Here is a 23,317-nt window from a genome sequence, read left to right as displayed (position 1 = left end):
TACCGATTTGTTAAAAAAAATAAGCAATAACGATGGGTATAAATACTGAGCGGTGAAGATTTAAAACAAAATAGTATGAAGAATCTGATTTAGCGTATTTTAATAGATCGTATTTTGGAGCTAAGTTTAAAAGAACTAAAAACTTATTTAAGAAAGGCCTCTAAATTATTCGATATTTGATTCTAGTTATTAATCCACAAGGATTAATCCATTTTTAATAGCGTACATAATTAGTTCAGCAATGTTTTTACTTTTTGTCTTTTCTAATAAATTTGCTCGGTAAGTCTCAATAGTACGTTGGCTAAGGAAAAGAATTTCTGAGGTTTCTAAAGTAGATTTCCCATTACAAATTAGTTTTAAAACTTCAAGTTCTCGTTTGGTTAAGTTTGGTGGGTCGTCTAAGATCTCTTTAAATATAATTGATGTTTTACTAATGTTATCTATTTTAAAGATATTGCCTGCAAGACTCGATTTACCTTCATAATTAATTACTGTACCAGTTAATTCAACAAAAATAGGAGTAGAATTTTTATGAGTCGCTTTAAATTTATGAGATATATAACCTTTAGAGTCTTTTAAACAACGATCTAGGTCATTTAAAATTTTTTTCTTATCGCACTGTTTTTCATCCAGAAGATCTTCAAAACTTATGGAAGAAAAATCATCGTATTGGTAACCAAAAATAGCTGCTAAGGGTTCATTATAAAATATAAATTTACCGTTTTCGTAAATATAAATTCCTAAAGTTGGATGATCGATAAGTGCATGAAATTTATCTTCATTAATTTTTACCAGCTTATCATATTTATCAAGACGTGTATTAATTACTTTTAATACTTCATGTAGATCAAATGGTTTTGTAATATAATCATCAGCGCCCAATTGCATACCAGCCCTTATGTCTTCTTTTTCAGTTCTTGCTGAAAAAAACACTAAAGGAATTGTATATGTAGCTTTAATTTGCTTAATTGTTTTGTAAAAATCATAACCATTCATGTTAGGCATCGATATATCGCAAATTATAAGATCAGGTAGATGTCTTAAAGTTTTTTGAACGCCTTCTAGCCCGTCTTTTGCAACAAATACCTCAAAATTATTTGCTCTAATAAATTCAGCAGTATTTTCTCTTAAAATAGTGTCATCTTCTATGATCAGGATTTTTTTCATTTTAAAAAATAAGAATTACTTGTTGTTGAGTGAAAATACAGCTTTCATTTAGATTTTATTTTTTACTAAACATTTTCTACTGTAGGTATGGTAATGAAATAGTTACCGTAGTTCCTTTATCTACAATAGATTCTATTAACATTTGACCTTTATGAAGGTCAACAAATCTTTTAACAATAGACAATCCAAAACCGGTTCCTTTTGCAGCACCTTTGTTAGTAGCACGGTAAAAAGGTTCTAATAAATATTTTATTTCTTCATGAGGTATTCCAATTCCTTGATCTATAATTTTGAATTCTATCTCCTTATGGTTGTTCTCTTTTAAATGAAACGCAATGTTTTTACCACTGTATTTTAAGGCATTAGAAATTACGTTATTAAAAATATGACGAATCATTATTGCGTCCATGTAATAATTTTCAATTTTCAATTGAGATTTTAGAATTATTTTTTGATTGGTTTCTGAGATACTTAAATTTTCTTCAATAATCTCTTCAAGAAGCGGAATAAGTTGAATATTTGTTGGTCTAAAAAAAGATTTACTAGTTTGTTCTTCGTCTATAAGAGAAACATCATCTAATAATGCTTTTGTTTGTTGTACGCCATCAAATATCTGCTTAAAAATTTTTTCTTTTTTATCCTTGTTCCAAGTATCGCTATAAATTTGTAATAATTGAACACTAGACAGAATCCCTGCTAAAGGAGTTCTAAATTCATGAGAAACAGTAGAAATAAATTGCGATTTTAAGACGTTTACTTCTTTTAAGTTTTTATTTAATTGTACCAGTCTTTCTTCTTCTAGTTTCCGTTTAGAAATGTCGTTTATAGTTGAAATTAATAAAGCTTGTCCATTAATAGATAAAGGACTCGTATACATTTCAATATCTCTAGTTTCACCTGAAGCTAACTTATGAATAAACTCAAAATAAGAGGGCCCTGTGATTGTAAATTTTTTCATCTCTTCCAATATTTGTTCAGAAGGAAACGTACTAATGTCTGATAGTGACATTAATTTAAATTCTTCTAAAGAATACCCGTAAAACTTTGCTGCTGATGAGTTCACGTCAATGACATTACCATTAATAGGATCTATTAATAGTTGTGGGGTTTGGTTTTTTTCGAACATAGCATAATATAATTGACCTCTTTCATGCAATGCTTTTTCTGCTCTTTTACGATCAGAAATGTCTCTAATATGGCACAGAATTATTTTATTCTTATCAACCATATATACATTACTTACAAATTCTACGTCTATTGAGTTTCCATCTTTTGTTTCTAATGGCATGTCTTCAAACCTAATATATTCTTTGTTTTGTAATTCGATAAAAGTTTCTTTAGAAGCCGCTATATTTTTAAAAACACCAATTTGCCAAAGCTCTTTTCCTACTAACTCGTGGTAGTTATATCCAATCAATTCTATTAAAAAAGGATTTGCATCCGTAATTTGTCCGGTAATTGCGTTAAGTATTAATATACCTTCTTTTGAGGATTCAAAAATTTGATGAGAACGTGTTTCTGTATATTGTATTTTTTCTTGCGATAATTTTCGTTCGGTAATGTCTTGGATTACTCCAATCATAGTGTGTTTATTTGTTTCCGTGTCAAAAGCAATTTCTGTCCATCCATCTAACCACCTCACTTGATTGTCATTCTGCCGAATAATTCTGTATTCCTTATGAAATGATACATGATTCGCAATACATCTTTTAAAAAAATTAACCATCATTTCTCTGTCTAAAGGATGAACAATGTTTTTCCAATTTGAAATAGTAATAGACGTTTCACGGGGAATCCCAAAAATTAAATACAACTCTTCAGATATTTCTATTAAGTTATTAGATATACTGAATTTAAAGGAGCCAATATGGCCCATTCTTTGAGTTTCTTTAAAAATAAACTTATTTTCTAATAATATTCTATTAAGATGTTCTTTTTGGGTTCGTTTTATGGTAATTATAAGATATTGTTCTTCTTTTTCTAAATATGTAGCTATTAATTCAACAAGTATGTTTTTTTTATTTATAGATAATTGTATATCGTAGAAATTATCAGAATTTGTACGTTTTACTTTTTGTAAAAAAGCATTGAAATTAGGTAGGTCTTTTTCCGAGATAAATTCGCAGAAACTAATGTTGGCTGCATCCTTCATTTTTTTATTTAAAAGACTTAAACCGCTATTATTAATATGAACAATTTCACCATTACTTTCAACAATATAATGCCCATTAGGTGAAATGTCATAAAATAAGTTTAGTTTACGATTTACTGTTTCTGCTTTAGTTTTTGCTAGCTCTAGCGTTTTATTTTTATTCGTAAAGTCAACATTCTGTTCCTTTAATTCCAGAATTATATTCTTGGATTTGGTCATAGCTCTTCTTTTTATAATTTTGTTGTTACTTTAGTCGCTTATTGGTTAAGAATTTTTATAATTCTTGTGGGTAAGTAGCAAGAAAATATTTGTAATACTCTTTTTTTATTATCAGAAACATCTGAAAAAAAGAATTAATGAAATCGGGTAAGCCGAGCCTTGTAAAGGTACACTAATTTAATAGGCAATAAGGATTTAGTTTATTCTACTGTTATGTATCAAAATTTACAGAAATAATTCATTTAGGAAACAAAACGTACATCAATCTAAACTTTTGATAACAACCTTACATGAACATCCCTTGTGCATTTAGGATGATCATGTAAAATAAAGTTGTGCAAGCTGTTGAATAACTAAAGTTTCTATAACCTATAAAAACTTTAGTTATTTATGATTTAACCGGTGAAATTTAAAAAGGAAAAACCTATAACCCCTAATTCTCTGGGGTTATTTTAAAAGTAAAAGCATGATTTCCTTTTTTATTTTCAGGAAGTTCAATCGTCAATCCTTTATCATTTCGCTCAAATTTCAAATCTTGATTGTCTCCTAATAATTGAATAGATTTTATTTTTACAGGAAACAAACCATTGTCTTTCACCAAAGAATGTATGGTAAATTCTTTTCCTTCTGGCCAAGCCAAAGCAATAGCATATAAAATGTTCCCCTTAGTGGTAAAGCGAATATCTTCTGCTGTATTGTCTGCATTTTTTTGCTCACTCAAATGTCCTTCTACTGCTTTAAAACTTCCCTCTCCATAAATATCAAAAGTTCTGGTTCCGTAAATTGCTTCACCATTAGTTTGCAACCAAGCTCCCATTTCTAACAAACGCTCTTTTACAGGTTCTGGAATTTCTCCATTGGCTTTGGGTGTAATATTTAACAATACCGCTCCGTTTTTACTAACCACATCTACTAAAAAATCAATCAACCTATTGGTTGTTTTATATTTTGGATTTTTTATATGCGACCAAGAATTCCAATCTATAGAATCATCGGTTAACCAAGGAAATTCTTTCTTTTCACTCATTCTGGCTCTTTCCAAATCTAGTACGGCAGATCCTTTGGCAAAGTCTTCAAATTTATAAGTAGACACTACTTCTTGATTTTTTTTATCTGCATGATTGTAATAAAATTCTAAAAACTCTTGTCTGTGTTCTTCAGAAATAATATCCATTTTGTTATCAAACCACACCAAATCTGGATCGTATTTATTGATAATTTCTTTTAACCTATTTAACCATTCGTCGTTAAATTCTTTTCCTGCCATTGGGTAATGAAATTTTTCTCCATTCGCAGTTGCGTGATTTTTTTTGTGTGGAAATTGAAAGTCGCCTTTGTTTACTTTAGGTCCATACAAATCTGCAAATTCAGGATCAGCCGCATCTGTCGTTTCATCCCATGTAGGAAACCATGCATACAACCATTGCCTGTGGAAAGTAGCAATAAATTTCATATCTCGCTTTCTAATTTCTTTAGAAAGTTCTCCCATAATATCTCTTTTAGGCCCCATGTCTTTAGCATTCCAACGCGTCAATTCACTATCCCACATGGCAAAACCATCTGCATGTTCTGATACCGGCCCTGCAAATTTAGCTCCTGCTTTTTGAAATAAATCTGCCCATTCTGCTGCATCAAATTTTTCGGCAGTAAACATGGGAATAAAATCCTTGTAGCCAAATTTATCTAAGGTTCCATAAGTTTCTACGTGATGTTTGTAATAGTGACTTGCCTCTCCATTTTTAGCTTCAGGATTGTCCTTGTTTACATACATCCAATGCGAATACCATTCGTTTTTATATTCGGGCACAGAATAAGGTCCCCAATGACAATAAATTCCAAATTTTGCATCTAAAAACCATTCAGGTGTTTGATGTTCTTTTAAGGATTCCCAATTTGCATGGTATTTTCGTGATTTTTCTTTTTTTGATTCCTGACAAGAAACAAACAATAAAAAAACAAGAGTATTGATGATTAAAAAATTTTGATATTTCATAGGATTACTTTTTACTATTGAATACTAATTTTATTCCTTCAAACTTACTGAAATTTCACATAGAAGACTAAAAGGTATGTTTTAATAACTACCACAAAAAAAAGACCAGGATAAAACTGATCTTTTTTTATAAATAAAGTTCTATTATTTCTGATTTTTCACAGAAAACTCACTTCCTTTTTTTACAACACCTTTTGCAGTGTGGTATTGCATTCTTGACGTTTTAAATCCACGAATATACTGGTAGTTGTAATTTTTGTATTCATGTGTCAATCCCCAACGTAAAATTTCAGTTGGTTCTTTTTCATTATCTGCTGTTCTATTTAAACCAATGGCATGTGGCGCTCCTTTCACAACCGCTTTTACTTCAAAGTTAATTCCGTCAGGAGACCATTGTACCGTATTTTTTTCAGGTCCATCTGTTGTAATTAAAGAAGCAATACCTCCGTTGTATGGCCAAACACAAATTTCATGACCACTATTACTAATAGGATTGTATGGAGACTTTACATAAGGCCCTTTTGGATTGTCAGCAATTGCTACCCCATGTCTAATTTGACGACCACCAAAAGTAATCGCTTCTCCCATTTGTTCACCTTTATAATACAAATAAAATTTGCCTTTAAAAGGAAGAATACACGGATCATGCACCTTATGACTGTCAAAATCACCTTTCTTAATTACAGCAAAACGATCTTGCTCTTCTCCTTTCCAAATTCCATTATCAGCCGGACTTAAAATTGGTTCTTTTGCTTTGGTCCAAGGACCATTTGGAGAATTAGACCATGACAAACCTACTTGATTTTTTACACGAACGCTGTAAGGATTTTTAACGGTTTGGTACGATAAATAATACATTCCGTCATGTTCCATAATTTCAACAGTAAACACAGAACGATCGTCATATTCTCCTGCTTTTCCTCTAGCTACCGCCACACCTTCTTCTTTCCAAGTCAAACCATCTTTAGAAGTTGCATACCAAATATCACAACGATCCCAAGGGAAAACTTTGTCTTTTACAACATCTCCTCCAAAACCTTGAGAAGGTCCTGTACTTCTACTGTACCAAACATAATATTTTCCATCATGTTTGATAATTGCACTAGGATCTCTTCTTACCACGCCTTCTTCATAGGCCAAATCTCCTTTTAAATCATAAGTTTCATATTTAAAAAACCAATCATTGCCATGCAATAATTCATCTGGCCATAGCAAAGCTCTTTTAGAAGCGGCACTTAATTTATCTTTATTGGTAATTCCAAGAAAATCTTGTTTTTCATCAGTCAATTCTACCTGCTTAACATGTTCATGCTTACAATCTGCTTTTTTCTCACAAGAAAAAAAGCTTAGCCCTATTAATACAGGGATTATAAATTTTATTTTTTTCATTTTATTCTTTTTTATTTTTATGAAGCTAATGTATTTGAATACGCAATAATTAAAATTCCAATCACCATACAAGATAAACCTAAATACAATGAGTTTTTTGCTTTTGAAGAAGCCTTTACCCACTCTTTTGTAATCAGACCACTTACAATAGCCGTCACAACACAGGCGGTATTAAAAATTGCATAACCAACACTTCCTCCTAATTCTTTTCCTAATTTAAAAGCCGCGTAGGCAAACACTACAGAAGCGGCAAAGTTAAAAACGCCCATAATACTCGTTAACATGATGTTTTTGCCTAAATGAGGTGTTTTGAATTTACCCCATAATTTTTTAGCTGTTAATTGCTGAATAAAATATACCGCAATAGCAACACCTCCGGCCATATAAATAACATACATTACTGCAATCGCACTTTTCCAAGAAGCATTTCCTTGTGCCTGTGAAGCTTGGTCAATAATTTCGGCACCATAAGAATTTGCAAAACTAAACCCTGTTGCTAGCAAACCACCTACAATGGCAATAAGAATACCCGTAGCCATAGAACCACTTTTTTGATCCCCTTCAGCTTTAGCCCCCTCTTCATCTTTTTGACGTAATATTCCGGCTTTACCATTTGCCATTACTCCAATAAGCACCACAACCAAACCTCCTAAAATAGTTAAGAACACATTTGTTGCTGGAATACCTCCTACAAAAAACGGAATCAAAGAACCGACTAAAATAATGGTTCCAATAAATATAGAGAAACCTAAAGAAAGTCCTATATAATTAATTGCTTTTCCCCACATCATGGCTCCAATCCCCCAAGCAACACTTGAAACAATCATGGCAATTAACACATTGGAAGGAATTGCGCCTAACACATCGGCAAAACCATCAATTAATAAAAATGCGGCAATATTGGGCACTACAAAAGTGTTGATTGCGAAAAACATACTCCATGTATTTTCGAATTCAAAATCTTTGGTAAATTTTTCTGGCAAGGCATATAGCCCTAATAATAATCCTGCAAGTACTGCAAATAATACACCTGTTATCATAAAATTATTGTTTAAGTTTATTTATTAAAATTTATTTTACTGCCTACATAAAGTAGATTACCAACCAAATTTAAATATAGTCGTACTTTTAAATTCTTCACCAGCTTTGGTAATTGATTTTGGTGAACCTTGAATATTTGGTCCGTTTTGGTATCGATGTGTTTCACAGCAAAACCCACGGTATTTCCCATATTGCTCACCGTTTTCTCGTCTTATTTCATCAGAAGTATATTTTCCTGTATACAATAACATACAAGGTTCTTCACTAAAAACAGTTAAAGATCTCCCTGATTCTTCAGAATTGATATGCGCTACTTCCGCTAATTTAAACTCAGCATTGTCGAAAACATAAAAATGTTCAAATCCATCATTCATAGCTTTATGAACATCTCCTATTCGCTTTCCATCTCTAAGATCATCTGCTTGTCCTGTTACATTTACTATCTCACCAGTTCCTGCTCCTGTTTCATCCATGGCTTGTCTTTTATAGGTATGTACCTTGGCAACATGGTTTTCCACTGTTGAAGCAAATCCATTTAAATTAAAATAGCTATGATTGGTAAGAGATAGTGGTGTGTCTTGATCTGGCGTAGCCTTGTAGGCTATTTTCAATTCATTCTCATCTGTCAAAGAAAAAGTTACAGAAACGGCAACATTTCCTGGAAATCCTTCTTCCAAGTCTTTACTTTCCAATTTCATAACCACTGTTGGTGTTGCTATTTCAGGTATTTCTACCGACCAAACCTTTTTATCAAAACCTACAGATCCTCCATGCAAGTTATTATCATTGCAATTCGCAGCCAATTGATACCCTTTTCCATTTAAAGAAAATTTGGCATCTTTTATTTGAGAACAATACCTTCCAATGGTTCCTCCAAAATAAGGAGAATTTTCCACATATTCTTTTCCAAAGTAGCCTTCTAAAGTATCAAAACCACAAGCTATATTTTCAATTTCACCTTTTGAATTAGGCACATTGATTGTTGTAATTGTTGCTCCGTAATTTATTATTTTTACTTCAACTCCATTGGCATTTTTAAGCGAATATTGGTCGATACCCTCTCTTTGATAAGCTCCAAACTTTGTTATTTCTACACTCATTATTATTGATTTAAGTTTAGTTTGTTTATTTTTCTTCGAAAGGAGCTAATTTCTCCCAATCGAATACAACTCCTACTCCTGGATAATCTGGAGCAACAGCTCTGAAATTTTCAACTACTAATGGTCTGGTTGTATACTCATCAATAGGAAAACTATGCACTTCTAACCAACCTGAATTAGGTTGTGCAGAAACCAAACTTACGTGTAATTCTTGCATTCCGTGAGAACAAGCTGGAATTCCGTGTTTGTCTGCCAATCTTGCTGCTGCTAACCAACCTGTAACACCACCACAATTGGAAGCATCTGGTTGTATAAATGACAATTTCGCTTGATCGAAAGCATACTCAAATTCGTGAATCGTATGTAAGTTTTCACCCATAGCTAAAGGAAAACCAGTAGCATCAACAATTTCACCAAAACCTTTGTAATTGTCTGGAATGATTGGTTCTTCAAACCAAGTGATATTGTGTTCTTTAAAACCTTCAATGGCTTTGATGGCTTTTTCAACGGTCATTGAATAATTGGCATCTACCATAAAAGTTACATCAGGTCCAACAAATTCGCGAACCGCTTTGATTCGATCTAAATCTTCTTGTAAATTTTCACGTCCAATTTTAATTTTCACGGCATTAAATCCTCTTGCCATGTATCCTTTCATATTGTTTAATAATTTCTCTAAAGGAAACATTAAATCGATACCTCCGCAATAGGCTTTACAAGTATTCCCTGCTCCACCTGCCATTTTCCATAAGGGCTCACCAGCTTTTTTACATTTGATATCCCATAAGGCAATATCTACTGCAGAAATAGCAAAAGAAGCCACACCTCCACGCCCCACATAATGTACGTGCCACTCTAAGAAGTCATAAATACCAGCGATATCTGTTCCATCTTTTCCAAGCAATACACTTTCAAAATCATGCTCTATCATCGCTTTGATAGCAAACCCACCTTTTCCTCCAGTATACGTATACCCTGTTCCTTCAGAACCATCTTCTAAAGTTATGGTTACAGTAACCAACTCAAAATGATAATGATCTCCATGTTTAGCATCTGACATTACTTCTGGCAATGGCACTGTAAACAGTTGTGTTTTTATTTTTGAAATTTTTGTACTCATGTGTCTATTTTGTTTAAAAAACAGAAAAGCCGCTAGGTATATCTATAAACCAATAAAAATACATTCCCCAGCAGACTCTTCTATAAATTTTTATGCTTTATGTCTGATATAAAAAGTTTTCTTTTCTAAATATTGTTCAAAACCATATTTTCCATCTTCCCCTCCAGAACCCGATTTTTTATATCCGTTATGGAATCCTTGATGTTGCTCACCATGACCTCTGTTTACATAGATTTCTCCATATTCCAACTCGTCGTTACACTTCATGATTGTATTCATATCATTTGTAAACACCATTACAGCTAAACCATATTCACTATCATTTGCATAAGCAATAACCTCATCGAAAGAGCTAAATTTTAAAACAGGTAAAATAGGTCCGAAAGCTTCTTCATGAACAATTGTCATATTTTGAGTTACGTTTGTTAAAACAGTTGGTTCAAACCAATATCCTCTCTCAAATTCTGCTCCTTCTGGTCTTTTACCACCAGTAGCAATAGTTGCTCCTTCTTTCACACTTATTTCAACTAAATGTTCCATATGCTTTAACTCAGCAGCGTTTACTTTAGGTCCCATATCTGTTTCTTCTAACATTGGGTCTCCTACCTTAAGAGCTTTCGTTGCTGCTATAAATTTCTCCATAAATACATCATGAATACTTTCGTGCAAATACATACGCTCGTTACAAGTACAAACTTGTCCACAGTTGTCAAAACGAGAATGTAAAGCAGCTTCTACCGCAGCATCAATATCCGCATCTTCAAAAACGATAAAAGGCGCTTTACCTCCTAATTCTAATTGCACATGTGTCATGTTTTCTGCAGCATTACGAGCAATTTGTTGTCCTACAGGAGTAGAACCCGTCATGGTTACCATTTTGGTAATTGGGCTTTCTACCAATGCATTCCCCATAGCTCTACCTGGTCCTGTTAAAATATTGATCACTCCAGCAGGAATTCCTACTTTATTGGCTAAATCTCCTAATTCTAAAGTAGCTAAAGGAGTTTCTGATGTTGGTTTAATGACAATGGTATTCCCTGCCGCTAATGCCGGTCCTAATTTACGACCTGCTAAAGCCAATGGGAAATTCCATGCAGTAATAGCCACAACAACCCCACGAGGAACTTTTTGAATCCAAATTTGTTCGTTAGGATTGTCAGAAGGAATAATATCTCCTTCAATTCTACGAGCTCCTTCTGCAGCATATCTGATGAAGGATCCAGTAACGGCTACTTCAAAACGAGCTACTTTTAAAAGTTTCCCTTGTTCTCTAGTTAATAAAACAGCTAAACGTTCTGTGTTGGCATCAATTTCATCTGCTAATTTATATAACAAATCAGCACGATCACGTGGAGGCATTTTTTTCCACTCTTTTTGAGCTTTTTCTGCTGCCTTAAGCGCTTCAATTGCTTCTTCCGCCGTTCCATTTTGAACACGTGCTACAATTTCTTCCGTTGATGGACTTACAATATCAATCGTTTCTCCTGAAGTAGAAGTTTTCCATTCTCCATTAATAAATAACTGGTACTCTTTAATTTCTGCCATAATTTTTATTTATTTCTTTATTTTTTCTTTTCTATACGTATCCATTCTCTCGGCTGCTTTTCCTTCAAACACTCTTTTCAATTGCCACAACGGACGTTCAAGAGTTAGCTCCCAGTTGAATAACATTTTATACAATTTCTTAACCATTTCTGGGTTTTCAGAAGCCAAATCATTTACTTCAGAAATATCCTTGCTTAGGTCATAGAGTTCAGCAGGTCTGTCTGGAAAACGAATCAATTTATAATCATTGAATCGAATAGCACCTCTCGCCTCTTTTTTCCAATACAGAGTTGTATGTGGTTTTTCTTTAATTTCATGGGTCACATAGGGAAGTAAATTCACCCCGTCCAAACCTTCAATTTTTTCTATATCACCTCCTGCGGTAGCCACAAAAGTTGGCAACAAATCCAATGTCGAAATTGGATTGTTGTAGGTTTTATTTTTCTTAAGATGTCCTTTCCAAGACATTAAAAAAGGAATTCGAATACCTCCTTCTAAATGATTTGCTTTTGTACCACTTAAGGGTGCATTGCACGATTTATTAGAATCTGAAGGACCTCCATTGTCGTTTGCAAAAACGATCAAGGTATTTTTTTCTATTCCTAGCTCTTTAATTTTATCTAGCACCTGACCGCAAGCTCTATCCAAGCCCATTGTCATAGCCGCTAAAGTTCTGCGTTTTCCAGTAAGATGTTTCGCTACTTTTTTTAAGTCATCTTCACGAGCTTCCATGGGCGTATGCACGGCATTAAAGGACAAATACACAAAGAATGGATTGTTTTTATTACGCTCCATAAATTTATTTGTTTCATTTGCCAAAGCATCTGTTAAGTAGATTTCACTTTCTTTAAAATCTTCAAAGCCACGTTCCAATCGATCTTCCAATCTTCTTTTCTCACTTTTTTCTGAAATTTCGTAATAACTACGAGCACCTCCTCTAAAACCATAAAACTCATCAAAGCCCCTTTTTGTAGGGTGAAACCTATCCGCATTACCCATATGCCATTTTCCGAAGATGGCAGTTCTGTAGCCTTGTTTTTTCAAATAATCCGCCACAGTTACCTGATCTAATGGAAGTCCCATTTCATCACCTAACAATCCGGATGCACTCATATAACCCGGAACATTATTTTCTTCGAAGCCAAATTTTTGCTGGTATTTACCAGTCAACAAACCTGCCCTAGACGGACCACAAACAGCTGCAGAAACATACGCTTGTGTAAACTTTACACCACTTTTTGCCAAAGCATCTAAGTTTGGTGTTTTAAAATCTTTACTTCCTTGAAAGCCAAAATCTGCATAACCCGCATCATCCGATAAAATAAAAACAATATTCGGTTTATTCTGAGCCTTCAAATTTATGACAGCACAAAATACAACCACTATAAAGAATAGTGATTGCATTTTCATACTTCTATTTATTTTGTTATTCATAGTCTATAAAAGGATTATCTACCCATCCAACCTCCGTCAACTAAAACGACGGATCCGTGCATGTATGCTGCTGCTTCTGATGCTAAAAACACTGTTGGCCCTGCAAAATCTACTGGATTCCCCCAACGACCGGCTGGGATACGTGATAAAATTGAAGCGGATCTTTCAGCATCGTTTCTTAATGCTTCTGTGTTGTCTGTTGAAATATAACCTGGTGCAATTGCATTTACATTTACTCCTTTTCCAGCCCATTCATTAGCAAAAGCCATCGTCATTTGACCAATTGCTCCTTTACTCGCTGCATAACCTGGTACTGTAATTCCTCCTTGAAAAGTTAATAAAGAAGCTGTGAAAATTACTTTTCCTGAACCTCTTGCAATCATATCTCTACCAAACTCTCTAGTTAAAATAAATTGTGCATTTTGATTTACCTCTATTACTTTGTCCCATAACTCATCTGAATGCTCAGCAGCAGGCGCTCTTAAGATAGTTCCTGCATTGTTCACCAAAATATCTATTTGAGGATGGTCTTTTTTTACTTCAGCAATAAATTTATACAAGGATTTTCTATCAGAAAAATCACATTGGTAAGCACTAAAGTTTTTACCAACTGCTTGTACGTCTTTTTCAACGCCACTTCCTTCTAATTCTAAAGTTGCCGAAACACCAATAATATTAGCTCCTGCTTCAGCTAAACCAATAGCCATTGCTCTTCCTATTCCTCTTTTACAACCTGTTACCAAGGCTGTTTTTCCTTCTAAACTGAAACTATTTAAAATACTCATTTTATTCTCTTTAAGCTATTGGCTTTTTACTACTAGCCTTTAGCATGTTTTTATTCTATCTATTTTGAAATGCTAAAAGCCCTAAGCTCATAGCTGATTTTTACAATTGACAATCCATTAAGACTTTTAATCCATCAGGGTTTTTATCAATATTTTCAAATACTTGTTGAATATTAGACAAAGGTTGTACATCAGTAATCATATCTTCAAACGGCAATTCATTAGCTGTAATCAATGCGATTGATTTCTCATAATCTTCACGTTCGTATACACGAGCTCCAATTAATTTTAATTCTTTCCAGAAGAATTTAAACAAATCAATTTCTTTTTTTACTCCGTGAATCGCCACCATAACGATTCTACCTCTAATCCCAGCAACTTCTGTCATTACATCTAAAGCAGGTTGAACTCCCGCTACTTCAAAAACAACATCCGCTTTTCTTCCTTCCGTTTTCCCATGTACATAGGCTACCAAATCCACATCAATAGGACTTACGGCATCAAAACCAAGTTCTTTGGCTTTTTGAATACGAATTGGATTTACTTCAGAAATAATTACTTGCGCACCCACTTCTTTAGCCACCATAGCAACCAAAAGTCCGATAGGCCCACCCCCTAAAACAACGGCAGTTTCACCAGCTACCAAACCACTCAAACGAACATCATGCGTAGCTACTGATAAAGGCTCTATCAAAGCGGCCAATTTTAAATCTGTATTTTCTTTTAATTTATGTAATGTAAAGGCAGGAACATTCCAATATTGTTGCATAGAACCCGGACTATCAATACCTATAAAATTTAATTCTTCACAAATATGATTGAATCCTTTGTCAGAAGCTTTTGCTTTAGAATCATCTAAAGGACGAACAACAACTTTATCTCCAATAGCATAATCAGAAACATTTGCTCCAACAGCATCAATTGTACCTGACATTTCATGACCAATTGTTTGAGGCATGTCCACACGCTTGTCCATCATACCATGATAAATATGCACATCGGTACCACAAACTCCTGAATAAGCTACTTTAATTCTAACTTCACCAGCCAAGGGTGCTTCGATCTCTTTTTCAATTACTTTGAAGGTCTTATTTCCTTCGTATACGGTTGCTTTCATTTTTTAAATATTTGTTTCAAATAAAAAACTTGTTTCTCATTTGAAACAAAAGTAAAAATAAAAACCGAGATAGAAAACCATTTCAATATTATTTTTTCCATATATGAAACTAGTTTCATAAAAACAAAGAAGACGCAGTGCTCCCATGCGCTATTTTTAGCACAAATGGAAAACATCAGAAAGGCAACTAAATAATAACTAACGTATTATATATCCTAACTTGGTAGATATTTGGAGAGCGTATTTGGCAATGACCTTGCCTTTTTTATGAAAGTCGTTGTGTGGCAATCGCCCATGCGGAGCCGTAATCCAAAGAGCGGCAACCGGATACCCATATTCATTAAAAATAGGAGCTCCTACACAATGAATACCTTGAATATCTTCACCATTATCAATGGCATAACCTTCTTTTTTTATTTCCAACAACTGTTCTTTAAACTCCTTTTTTGAAGTAATTGTATTGTCGGTAAACTTTACAAAATTGGCATTTTTCAAAATTGCATCCGATTCGGACTTAGGTAAATTTGCTAAAATAGATTTACCACCTACTGAACTATGCAGACTGAATTGTGTACCAGGTTCTACAAATAATTTTACAGGATAAGAAGAAGATACTTGCTCTAATATGGTTCCTTTGCTGCCTAAAATAACACCCAGCATAACCGATTCTTTTAGTTCATCTCTCAAAGCTCGCATCACATCAATAGACAATTCAACAATACTTTGCTCATTCATAGAGGAAATACCAAGCGTCAGCATTTTTCGTGAAAGCGTAATTTTTTTGGTGGTTTCGTTCTTTTGTAGGTAATTTTTAAAAATTAAGGTACTCGTAATACGGAAAGCACTTGATTTTGAGATGGACAACATTTGAATAATTTCAGTCAATGTTAACCCTTTCGTATGCAACGCCAACAATTCTATAATTTGCAAACCTCGCTCCAAATTAGGAACATTGTATGTTGATTTAACTTCTGTCTTCTCTTTAGCCATATACTTTGTATCTTCTTTTCAAAAAAAACAAAAGTAAGATTTATATTTAATAAACTTTGAAATTTAAATTTATTGTCCTACCCAACAAATATTAGAATTAGTTTTTTACTATCATTTCTTTTAAACGAAAACAACTTATTTACTAGTGCGTATCCATCGTTCTTCATTATTTCTATAGCCAAGTGATTTCTCTTTTAGTAGTTCATATTCCGACAACTCTTCGGAGCTCAATTTTTTATTTTGCTTTATTTTTATGAGTAAAACATAAAATCTTTTAAACTCTTTGTTTGACATGGCCAAATAAGGAAATTGGATATGTACAGCTAAGGAAGTCGTATCTCTTCTCACAAAAGCCCCTGTATCTTCTACCATAATTTTTATGTCAAACTGTTTTTCCGAATCCAAAACTTTATTGGCAATTGTTTTTAAATAAATTTCTTCAAAAATATACGCTACTTGTCCCGTTAAAGAATCTATAGCAAACAGATTTGAGTATACAGACGGAATAATTCGATAGGTTAATTTCTGATCCTCATCTTCATCAAAAGCTTTTACTTTGACAATAGGATATTTCAAGTCTTGAAATTCATAAATAAAATCTGCCTTATAGCGCTCTTTTACAAACTTTGGCTTTTTGTTCTTGCTTTTCAGCTCTGCTGCTGTAATTCCATCTTCCTGATCTAACTCAAGTAAAAACGACATTAATTCTTGTTTTTCTTTTTTACTCAAATCACCTACTTTCCGATGTTCCTGAGCCTTAGCCCCTTCTCCTTTTTCAAAAACATCTTCTAGTGTTTTTGCGGAACCGTCGTGTAAATAAGGAGCACTTTGCCACAAACTAATCAATGTCGGCGTATCCAAACCTTCTAATTTCTTATGCAATCTGTTTCCACTGTTTGATTTTATTGTCCCCATATTATGCACAGTTCCAAATCCACTATCGGTAAAGGTTGCTCCTGAATGGCAGCTATAACAGGCCAATTTGATAAAATGTTGACGGCCTTTAATTGCTGATTTCGTATAGGTTCCGTCAATATTTTTATTTGGACTCTTTGGGTAATCAGAAAGTGATGTTATATATTCAGCCAAATTATCTAAGCCTTTGTGCAAGCCTGATGTATGTGGAATAAATTTCCTAAGTTTTTTAGGCAACAATTCATACAAAAAACCGGTTCCTTCATTTAAATTAATAATTTGATTGTCAAAATCTTGAATTTCATCAAAATTTGCAGACCAATGCAAAGTTCCGTGTTTCATCCCTTCTTTTCCTCTCAAATCAATTGTATTTCTAAATCCCTCTCCTAGATTCGATAGGTCCCATATTCGACCATCGTGACCACCATCAATATGACAACTAGCACAGCTCATATATCCTTCTCTAGATAAATTACTTTTAAACGTATTGTTAAACGTTTTTTTACCCGCCAACACATTTTCTGCTAAAAGTTCTTTTTGCACAATTTTCCATTTGGTTTTAAACTTCACATCTCCATCTGGCTTGGTATTAAACACCGAAATAGAACGACTTAGTTGGTTATGAACATACAATTGATTTCCATCCCTACTCGCCACAATAGACCTTGCACCTTCGCCATAAGTATTAAAAGCAGAAATATTGTTGGGGTTATAAGCATCTATTGCAAACAAAGCCTGACTCCCGTTTGTTGTCACATAAACCCTATTTCCAAACGCGTTATAGGTCGCCGAAGTTGCAAAATCATGATTGTCAAAATCCAATCGATCCTTAACTAATTCTTTCTTAGTATCAATATCCATTTGAACGGCTATGCTTCTTACCGTATGATCAAACACCAAAGGTTTTCCATCTCTTTTAAGCCCTCTAAACAAATTATCTTTTTTAGCAGGAATCCAAACTCTATTTTGTTCTGGATTTACGGCCATAGCTCCTAAATAATTAGGATATCCTCTTCCGTTTGAAATTCCATCAACATCTAAACTAGGAATCAATTCTTTTTGATAAAGTACTTTCCATTTTTTCACATCTACCCATTGTACTATAGCTCCCTTTTGATTTTGGGCTATGAATTGCGGTGCCACCAAAATATTTTTTTCTGGTAAAAAAGCGATATGACGTAAAGAACCATAAAGCTCAATTGAACGCTGTAATTCATACTTTATAACATCTATTTCTTGAATTTTATTAACAGCACTTAAAGCGACAAATATTTTGTTTGTTTTTGCATTAAACGCAATGCCATAGGGAGCCGCCCCATAAGCAAGACGAATGGTCTTAAGCAAGCTACCTGAAGCAGCATCGTGAATTTTAATCTCGTCACTTTTAGAACAACTTATCCAAATTTCTTCTTTACATTTCGCTATAGAAACTGGCGATTCCCCTGTTTGTTCTTCATACATAACTTTATTTGTTTTTGTATCGACACAGGTAAACGTATTGTTATCAGGATTTACCACAAACATTTTATTTTCCTTCTCATCCAATAAAAGTGTACTACTTGTGGCTGCTTGAGTTTTTGGCAAGAAATTATGAACCACCTGAACAGCAGTAGCTTTCACCACTCTATCAGTCCCCTCAGCTTTTGTTAATAGCGTAATACTATAATTTCCAGGTTTCTTAAATATTTTTTTTATACTTGATTTCTCGGAAAAAGAAGTCACCGCCGACCCATCTCCGAAATCCCAAGCATACGCTATTTTTTTGGGTGCCCCGTCAAAGCTTACAATTCCCTCAATATGAGTTGCTGTTCCAACTTCTCTCGGTACATCTACTTTTACTTCCGTATCATATTCTGAAAGAAAATCTCCTGTAGAAAATTGAGTCACCAAACTATTGCCTTCAAAAGAATTCCCAACCATATCCATCAAATTGGACGTAATATAAACACTATAGGTTCTATTCTTTTTCAAAGATTCCATTGGTACCGCATGCACAATTCCTTGGCCATGACTAAAACCACATTTAACAAGCTTACCTGTACCTTTTTCTTTTACATATACGGCGTTATGCTCTAAGCAACCATTATCTATAAAATCTGAAAACGAAATTCCTATTTTGACTAGTGGAGAAACCCCTTTTGTTCCTTTTTTGGGATAAACACTTTTAACTTCAGGAGCTTTTAAATCGGATTCTACTTGGTGACAAGCAATATTAAGTTTACTTGACACACTATGGTCTGAACCTATAACCACTAAGTTTCCTCCTAAAGGAGAAACAAAACCATAATCATTCGCAGGAGGATGTTGTGGGTAAATATGTATGGCAAAATTCGCCTTGTCTTTGTCTTTTTCTACATCCCATCTTGTAAGCCCATTATAGTCGCCAATAAACATATTGTCGTCTTGCAAATACATATATTCACTTTTATCCAATTTATTTGTTGTACACATCACTATTTCTTTGATGTGCATTACATCTGAAAAATCATAGGCAATGATATCTGTCAAAGAATCTTTACCAACTCCATCTTTTCTTGTAAACCCAGAATTATAAAACCGATTTCCATATAGAGTTCCCTGATAACCCGTTTTAAAAGGATGGCTGTTGAGTAAATTTGGTTTCGAAGGATTGCTCACGTCTACAAAAACCAATTTTCCTTTTTTACTTCTGACTGCTGCTGGCGACAAAACCAACAAATCTCCTATGGCATGAACTGAACGCAATGTTTGATCGTACAATTGTTCTTTGGTTAAATGTGCCAATAATTTTGGGTTTTTCAGATCTCCCGTATCAATAATAAAAAAGCCCCAAGAGCCCGTTGGAGCATACACATATTTACCGCCAGCCCAAACTGGAGAAAAGCTAAAGCCATCGTAAATTGTTGATTTTTCAATATCTGGAAAACGATACCTACTAACAACCTTAGGATTGGTTTTAGGATCCTGATCATACAAACCAGACAAATCAACTATGACAAAACCATTCCATTCATCACCTCTGTCGGACAACAAAACCATATCCTTATGAAACTGCAAAGCATGAATTTCTCCTAAATCGCCCAAATAATCTACGCCTCCTTTTTTATGATATACATTAGGAAAATTTCTTGAATCAAAAACTTTTTTTGGACTTGTAGGATCATCAACATTGTATGCAGCCAGACACCCAGCTCCCATACCTCCTCCAAAATCAAAACTTAGCGGAGCAATTAGTAAGCCTTTGTGATAGCCGACGGCTCCAACAGCTCTCTCAGTATCTTCCCACCACAAAATTTCACCCAATTGCTTTTCTTCATATTTTTTATTGAATGGCGCATGGACTTTGTATGTTTTTGTTCCATTATTTTTATCATTTTTTGAAAATGAAAGAGTAATAACGAGACCTAAAAACAAACTTAGAATGACAAAAGCCTTACCAAATGTTCGAAAAGCAGATTTCTTGTCCAACAACATATTTTATTTTTTATGGATGATTTTTAATAATTTTTCATGCATTTCTTCAACAATTGTAGGATTTAAAAAAGCTACATTATTTTGCTCTCCCGGATCTAACTTTAAGTTGTACAATTCAGGACCTAAATCTTTTCGCTTTTTAGCAGCTCCAATAATATATTTCCAATCTCCAATTCTCAAAGCCTTTCTTCTTCGATGCTCTTCAAACAAATAAAGAAGTCCCTTTGTATCAATTCCCAAAAAAGCATCTAAACTATTTCGGCTATCTCTGGCTTGATTTTCTGTAATTTCTTGATTAAAAAATTCGGAAAACGAAGCTATAAAATCTATCTGACTAACCACAGCATCAGAAACACCTGGTTTGATATGACCTGGCCATTTTACGATAAATGGAACACGTGTACCCCCTTCATAAATTTGTGCTTTTCCTCCTCTATAAATACCGGAAGCATCGTGACCTCTGTCATTTTCTCCGTAAGAATCTGTTATGGTAGTCCCGTCTAAATACCCATTATCATAAGCGGGGCCATTATCACTTGAAAAAATAACGATGGTATTTTCCGACAAACCATATTTTTCTAACGTTTTTAAAACCTCACCTGTTGCCCAATCAAACTGCACCATAGCGTCTCCTCTGTAACCTAATTCTGTTTTTCCTTGAAACCGTTTATGAGGTGCTCTTGGCACATGAATATCTTGAACTGAATAATATAAAAAGAAAGGTTTCTTACGATTCTTTTTGATATATTTTTTCACTTCTTTTACAAATACATCTGCCATTCCTTCATCATTCCAAAGAGCAGATTGACCACCACTCATATAGCCTATTCGTCCAATTCCATTAACTACAGTGTTGTTGTGCTGATTTCCGGTATTTCTATAATAAGTCATAGCCTCTGGATTTGTTACCCCATTTTCATATTCCGTATTATTTTTACCTTGTACCTCTGCAAACTCCCGGCTTACATATAAGGGGTCTTTTTTACTTAAGCCCACAACTTTATGGCCTTCCAAATACACACAAGGAACCCTATCATTTGTTGATGGCAATAAAAAACAGCTATCAAAACCAACTTCCAAAGGTCCTGGCTTTACCTCATTATTCCAATCTGTATACACTCCTTTTTCTCCTAGACCTAAATGCCATTTACCAATAACACCTGTCGTATAACCTGCTTTTTGAAAAACCTTAGGCAAGGTTAAAACATCTGTTGGAAAAGTTAAGGGCGCATTAGGAGGTAAAATATTTACCTTATTTCTGAAGGCATGCACTCCAGTCATCATGGCATAGCGTGATGGCGTGCAGGTAGCCGCAGTACAATGTCCATCAGTAAAACGCAATCCTTCCTTAGCCAATTTATCAATATTGGGTGTAGGAATCATTTTGGAACCATAAGCACCAACATCTCCATAACCAACATCATCTCCGTAAATAATGATTACATTGGGTTGCTTCGTATTTTGCGCACTTGCTAAATTTGTTGCTATTAGCATACTGAATAGCACTACTATTGTAAACTTATTATTCATAATTTTGATTGTCTTATAAATTATTATTGGTTCTTTTTTTATTATTTAAACGCACGATCACTTTTCTCAACTATCATCTGATATGCTATATAGAACGCCATTTCTTACTAAAATGCTTTCTTATAAAGACCAACAAACCACAGCCTCAAAACTTTTTATTGATCAATAGATACAGCGCCTTGCCCTACTTCAATTTCTTTATCCAATAAATATTTTTGTAAAAAGCTAGTAATTCTATCTTTTAAGTCTGAAGGCATTTTTGATTCATGCTTTAAGCCCTCAACCTTCGTTAAATAATAATCTGTAGCTCCTTTTTCTTTACACATTCTTATAAAACTTTCTGAATGTTCCATGTTTACCAAAGGATCTTTTGTTCCATGATAAACAAAGACGGGTTTGGTCTTTTTGTCGATTAAATAGATGGGAGATGCTTTCCTTGCTTTCTCTTTTATTGCACTTCCATCATCTAACAAATTGAACACATTATGAGCACTTCCTCGAAAACCATTATCAACCATTTCTGGAATAATAGACACTGATTTTTTCATTAAAAAATCGGTAGGTCCAGCCCCAAACAAAGCACAAGTAACAGTGCTTGACTCTTTTCTATGCTTTCCTAATTTCCCTACAAGTTCTTTATGATTGGATGAAACTGCAAGCATGGCACTTAAATGACCGCCTGCCGAAAAACCCCAAACGGCAATTTTATCTTTGTCTATTCCAAAGGTTTTAGCATTCCCTCGCAGCCAACGTAGGGCGGCTTTACAATCGTGGATTTGAGCGGGCCACTTGGCTTCCCTTGACAATCTATAATTGATGGTAACTCCAATAAATTCTCCTGAAGCAATAAAAGGGTCCAAAATACCCAGACCAATTGCCTTATCTCCATTTTTCCATCCTCCTCCATGAATAAATACAATTACGGGCAACTTCTTTCCCTTTCTATTTTCAGGAATCATGATGTCTAAGGACTGCGCCTTGTTTGTATTTCCTGCATAATTGATATCGCTTATATAATTGTAATACCCTTTAAATGCTTGTTCGTGTTTTTTATAATCTCTTTTATGTTGAAAAGCTCTGTACTCTCCCTCTGTAAGAATGGCATCTTTATTTGTATCCATCTCCGGATGATTTTCTAAAATATTTTTTAGAGCGGGTAAATTTTCCGAAGTTATTTTTTTAATATTTTTCTCTTGCGCATCAACGCCTATAGAAAGACTTAGGACAAACAACAAAATACAATAGGTTCTGATAAATTTCATAGACGCTTTATTAAAATGCAATTTTATACGCTGCAAGTTAATTTAAGCCCCATTAATTGATGTTGCTATCGGTAATTATGATGTCTTTGTTTGTATGAAACTTAA

The 23,317-nt window shown here is 34.1% G+C and carries 15 protein-coding genes; all 15 read right to left on the bottom strand.

Going from position 1 to position 23,317, the window contains the following annotated elements:
* Nucleotides 1-189: 189 nt before the first annotated feature.
* Nucleotides 190-1,167, bottom strand: coding sequence for a response regulator transcription factor (locus FGM02_RS00580; RefSeq protein ID WP_139955905.1), 978 nt, complete (start codon nt 1,165-1,167; stop codon nt 190-192).
* Nucleotides 1,168-1,243: 76 nt separating this feature from the next.
* Complete coding sequence (locus tag FGM02_RS00575) at nt 1,244-3,538, bottom strand: PAS domain-containing sensor histidine kinase (protein WP_139955903.1); 2,295 nt, start codon at nt 3,536-3,538, stop codon at nt 1,244-1,246.
* A gap of 433 nt (nt 3,539-3,971) precedes the next feature.
* Entirely contained in the window at nt 3,972-5,531 is a 1,560-nt protein-coding gene (locus tag FGM02_RS00570) for an alpha-L-fucosidase (protein WP_139955901.1), read from the bottom strand.
* A 144-nt stretch (nt 5,532-5,675) separates the two neighbouring features.
* Nucleotides 5,676-6,920, bottom strand: coding sequence for a glycoside hydrolase family 117 protein (locus tag FGM02_RS00565; protein WP_139955899.1), 1,245 nt, complete (start codon nt 6,918-6,920; stop codon nt 5,676-5,678).
* 17 nt (nt 6,921-6,937) lie between these two features.
* Nucleotides 6,938-7,960, bottom strand: coding sequence for an L-rhamnose/proton symporter RhaT (locus FGM02_RS00560; RefSeq protein ID WP_139955897.1), 1,023 nt, complete (start codon nt 7,958-7,960; stop codon nt 6,938-6,940).
* Nucleotides 7,961-8,017: 57 nt separating this feature from the next.
* Nucleotides 8,018-9,061 carry an aldose epimerase family protein gene (locus FGM02_RS00555; RefSeq protein ID WP_139955895.1) on the bottom strand — a complete coding sequence of 348 codons (1,044 nt, stop codon included), beginning with the start codon at nt 9,059-9,061 and terminating at the stop codon, nt 8,018-8,020.
* A 25-nt stretch (nt 9,062-9,086) separates the two neighbouring features.
* The gene (locus FGM02_RS00550) at nt 9,087-10,181 is read right to left on the bottom strand and encodes a mandelate racemase/muconate lactonizing enzyme family protein (RefSeq protein ID WP_139955893.1); all 1,095 of its coding nucleotides are present in this window, start codon (nt 10,179-10,181) and stop codon (nt 9,087-9,089) included.
* A gap of 90 nt (nt 10,182-10,271) precedes the next feature.
* Nucleotides 10,272-11,726 (bottom strand): aldehyde dehydrogenase, encoded by a 1,455-nt coding sequence (aldA, locus tag FGM02_RS00545; protein ID WP_139955891.1) that lies wholly within the window; start codon nt 11,724-11,726, stop codon nt 10,272-10,274.
* Between the two features lie 9 nt (nt 11,727-11,735).
* A complete protein-coding gene (locus FGM02_RS00540; RefSeq protein ID WP_208021454.1) occupies nt 11,736-13,136 on the bottom strand; it encodes a sulfatase in 1,401 nt (466 codons plus the stop codon).
* A gap of 38 nt (nt 13,137-13,174) precedes the next feature.
* The gene (locus FGM02_RS00535) at nt 13,175-13,939 is read right to left on the bottom strand and encodes an SDR family NAD(P)-dependent oxidoreductase (RefSeq protein WP_208021456.1); all 765 of its coding nucleotides are present in this window, start codon (nt 13,937-13,939) and stop codon (nt 13,175-13,177) included.
* Between the two features lie 106 nt (nt 13,940-14,045).
* Nucleotides 14,046-15,062 carry a zinc-dependent alcohol dehydrogenase gene (locus FGM02_RS00530; protein ID WP_139955887.1) on the bottom strand — a complete coding sequence of 339 codons (1,017 nt, stop codon included), beginning with the start codon at nt 15,060-15,062 and terminating at the stop codon, nt 14,046-14,048.
* A gap of 198 nt (nt 15,063-15,260) precedes the next feature.
* Complete coding sequence (locus FGM02_RS00525; protein ID WP_139955885.1) at nt 15,261-16,052, bottom strand: IclR family transcriptional regulator; 792 nt, start codon at nt 16,050-16,052, stop codon at nt 15,261-15,263.
* A 135-nt stretch (nt 16,053-16,187) separates the two neighbouring features.
* A complete protein-coding gene (locus FGM02_RS00520) occupies nt 16,188-20,414 on the bottom strand; it encodes an Ig-like domain-containing protein (RefSeq protein WP_166461105.1) in 4,227 nt (1,408 codons plus the stop codon).
* Between the two features lie 9 nt (nt 20,415-20,423).
* On the bottom strand, nt 20,424-21,950 hold the full coding sequence (locus tag FGM02_RS00515) for a sulfatase family protein (RefSeq protein WP_139955881.1): 1,527 nt from the start codon (nt 21,948-21,950) through the stop codon (nt 20,424-20,426).
* Between the two features lie 155 nt (nt 21,951-22,105).
* Nucleotides 22,106-23,212 carry an alpha/beta hydrolase gene (locus tag FGM02_RS00510; RefSeq protein ID WP_139955879.1) on the bottom strand — a complete coding sequence of 369 codons (1,107 nt, stop codon included), beginning with the start codon at nt 23,210-23,212 and terminating at the stop codon, nt 22,106-22,108.
* Nucleotides 23,213-23,317 lie beyond the last annotated feature (105 nt).

The organism is Flavicella sediminum (assembly GCF_006381105.1).
Classification (GTDB): domain Bacteria; phylum Bacteroidota; class Bacteroidia; order Flavobacteriales; family Flavobacteriaceae; genus Flavicella; species Flavicella sediminum.
The sequence above is the reverse complement of the archived record's forward strand: the minus strand, read 5'-3'. Positions and strand labels throughout refer to the sequence as shown.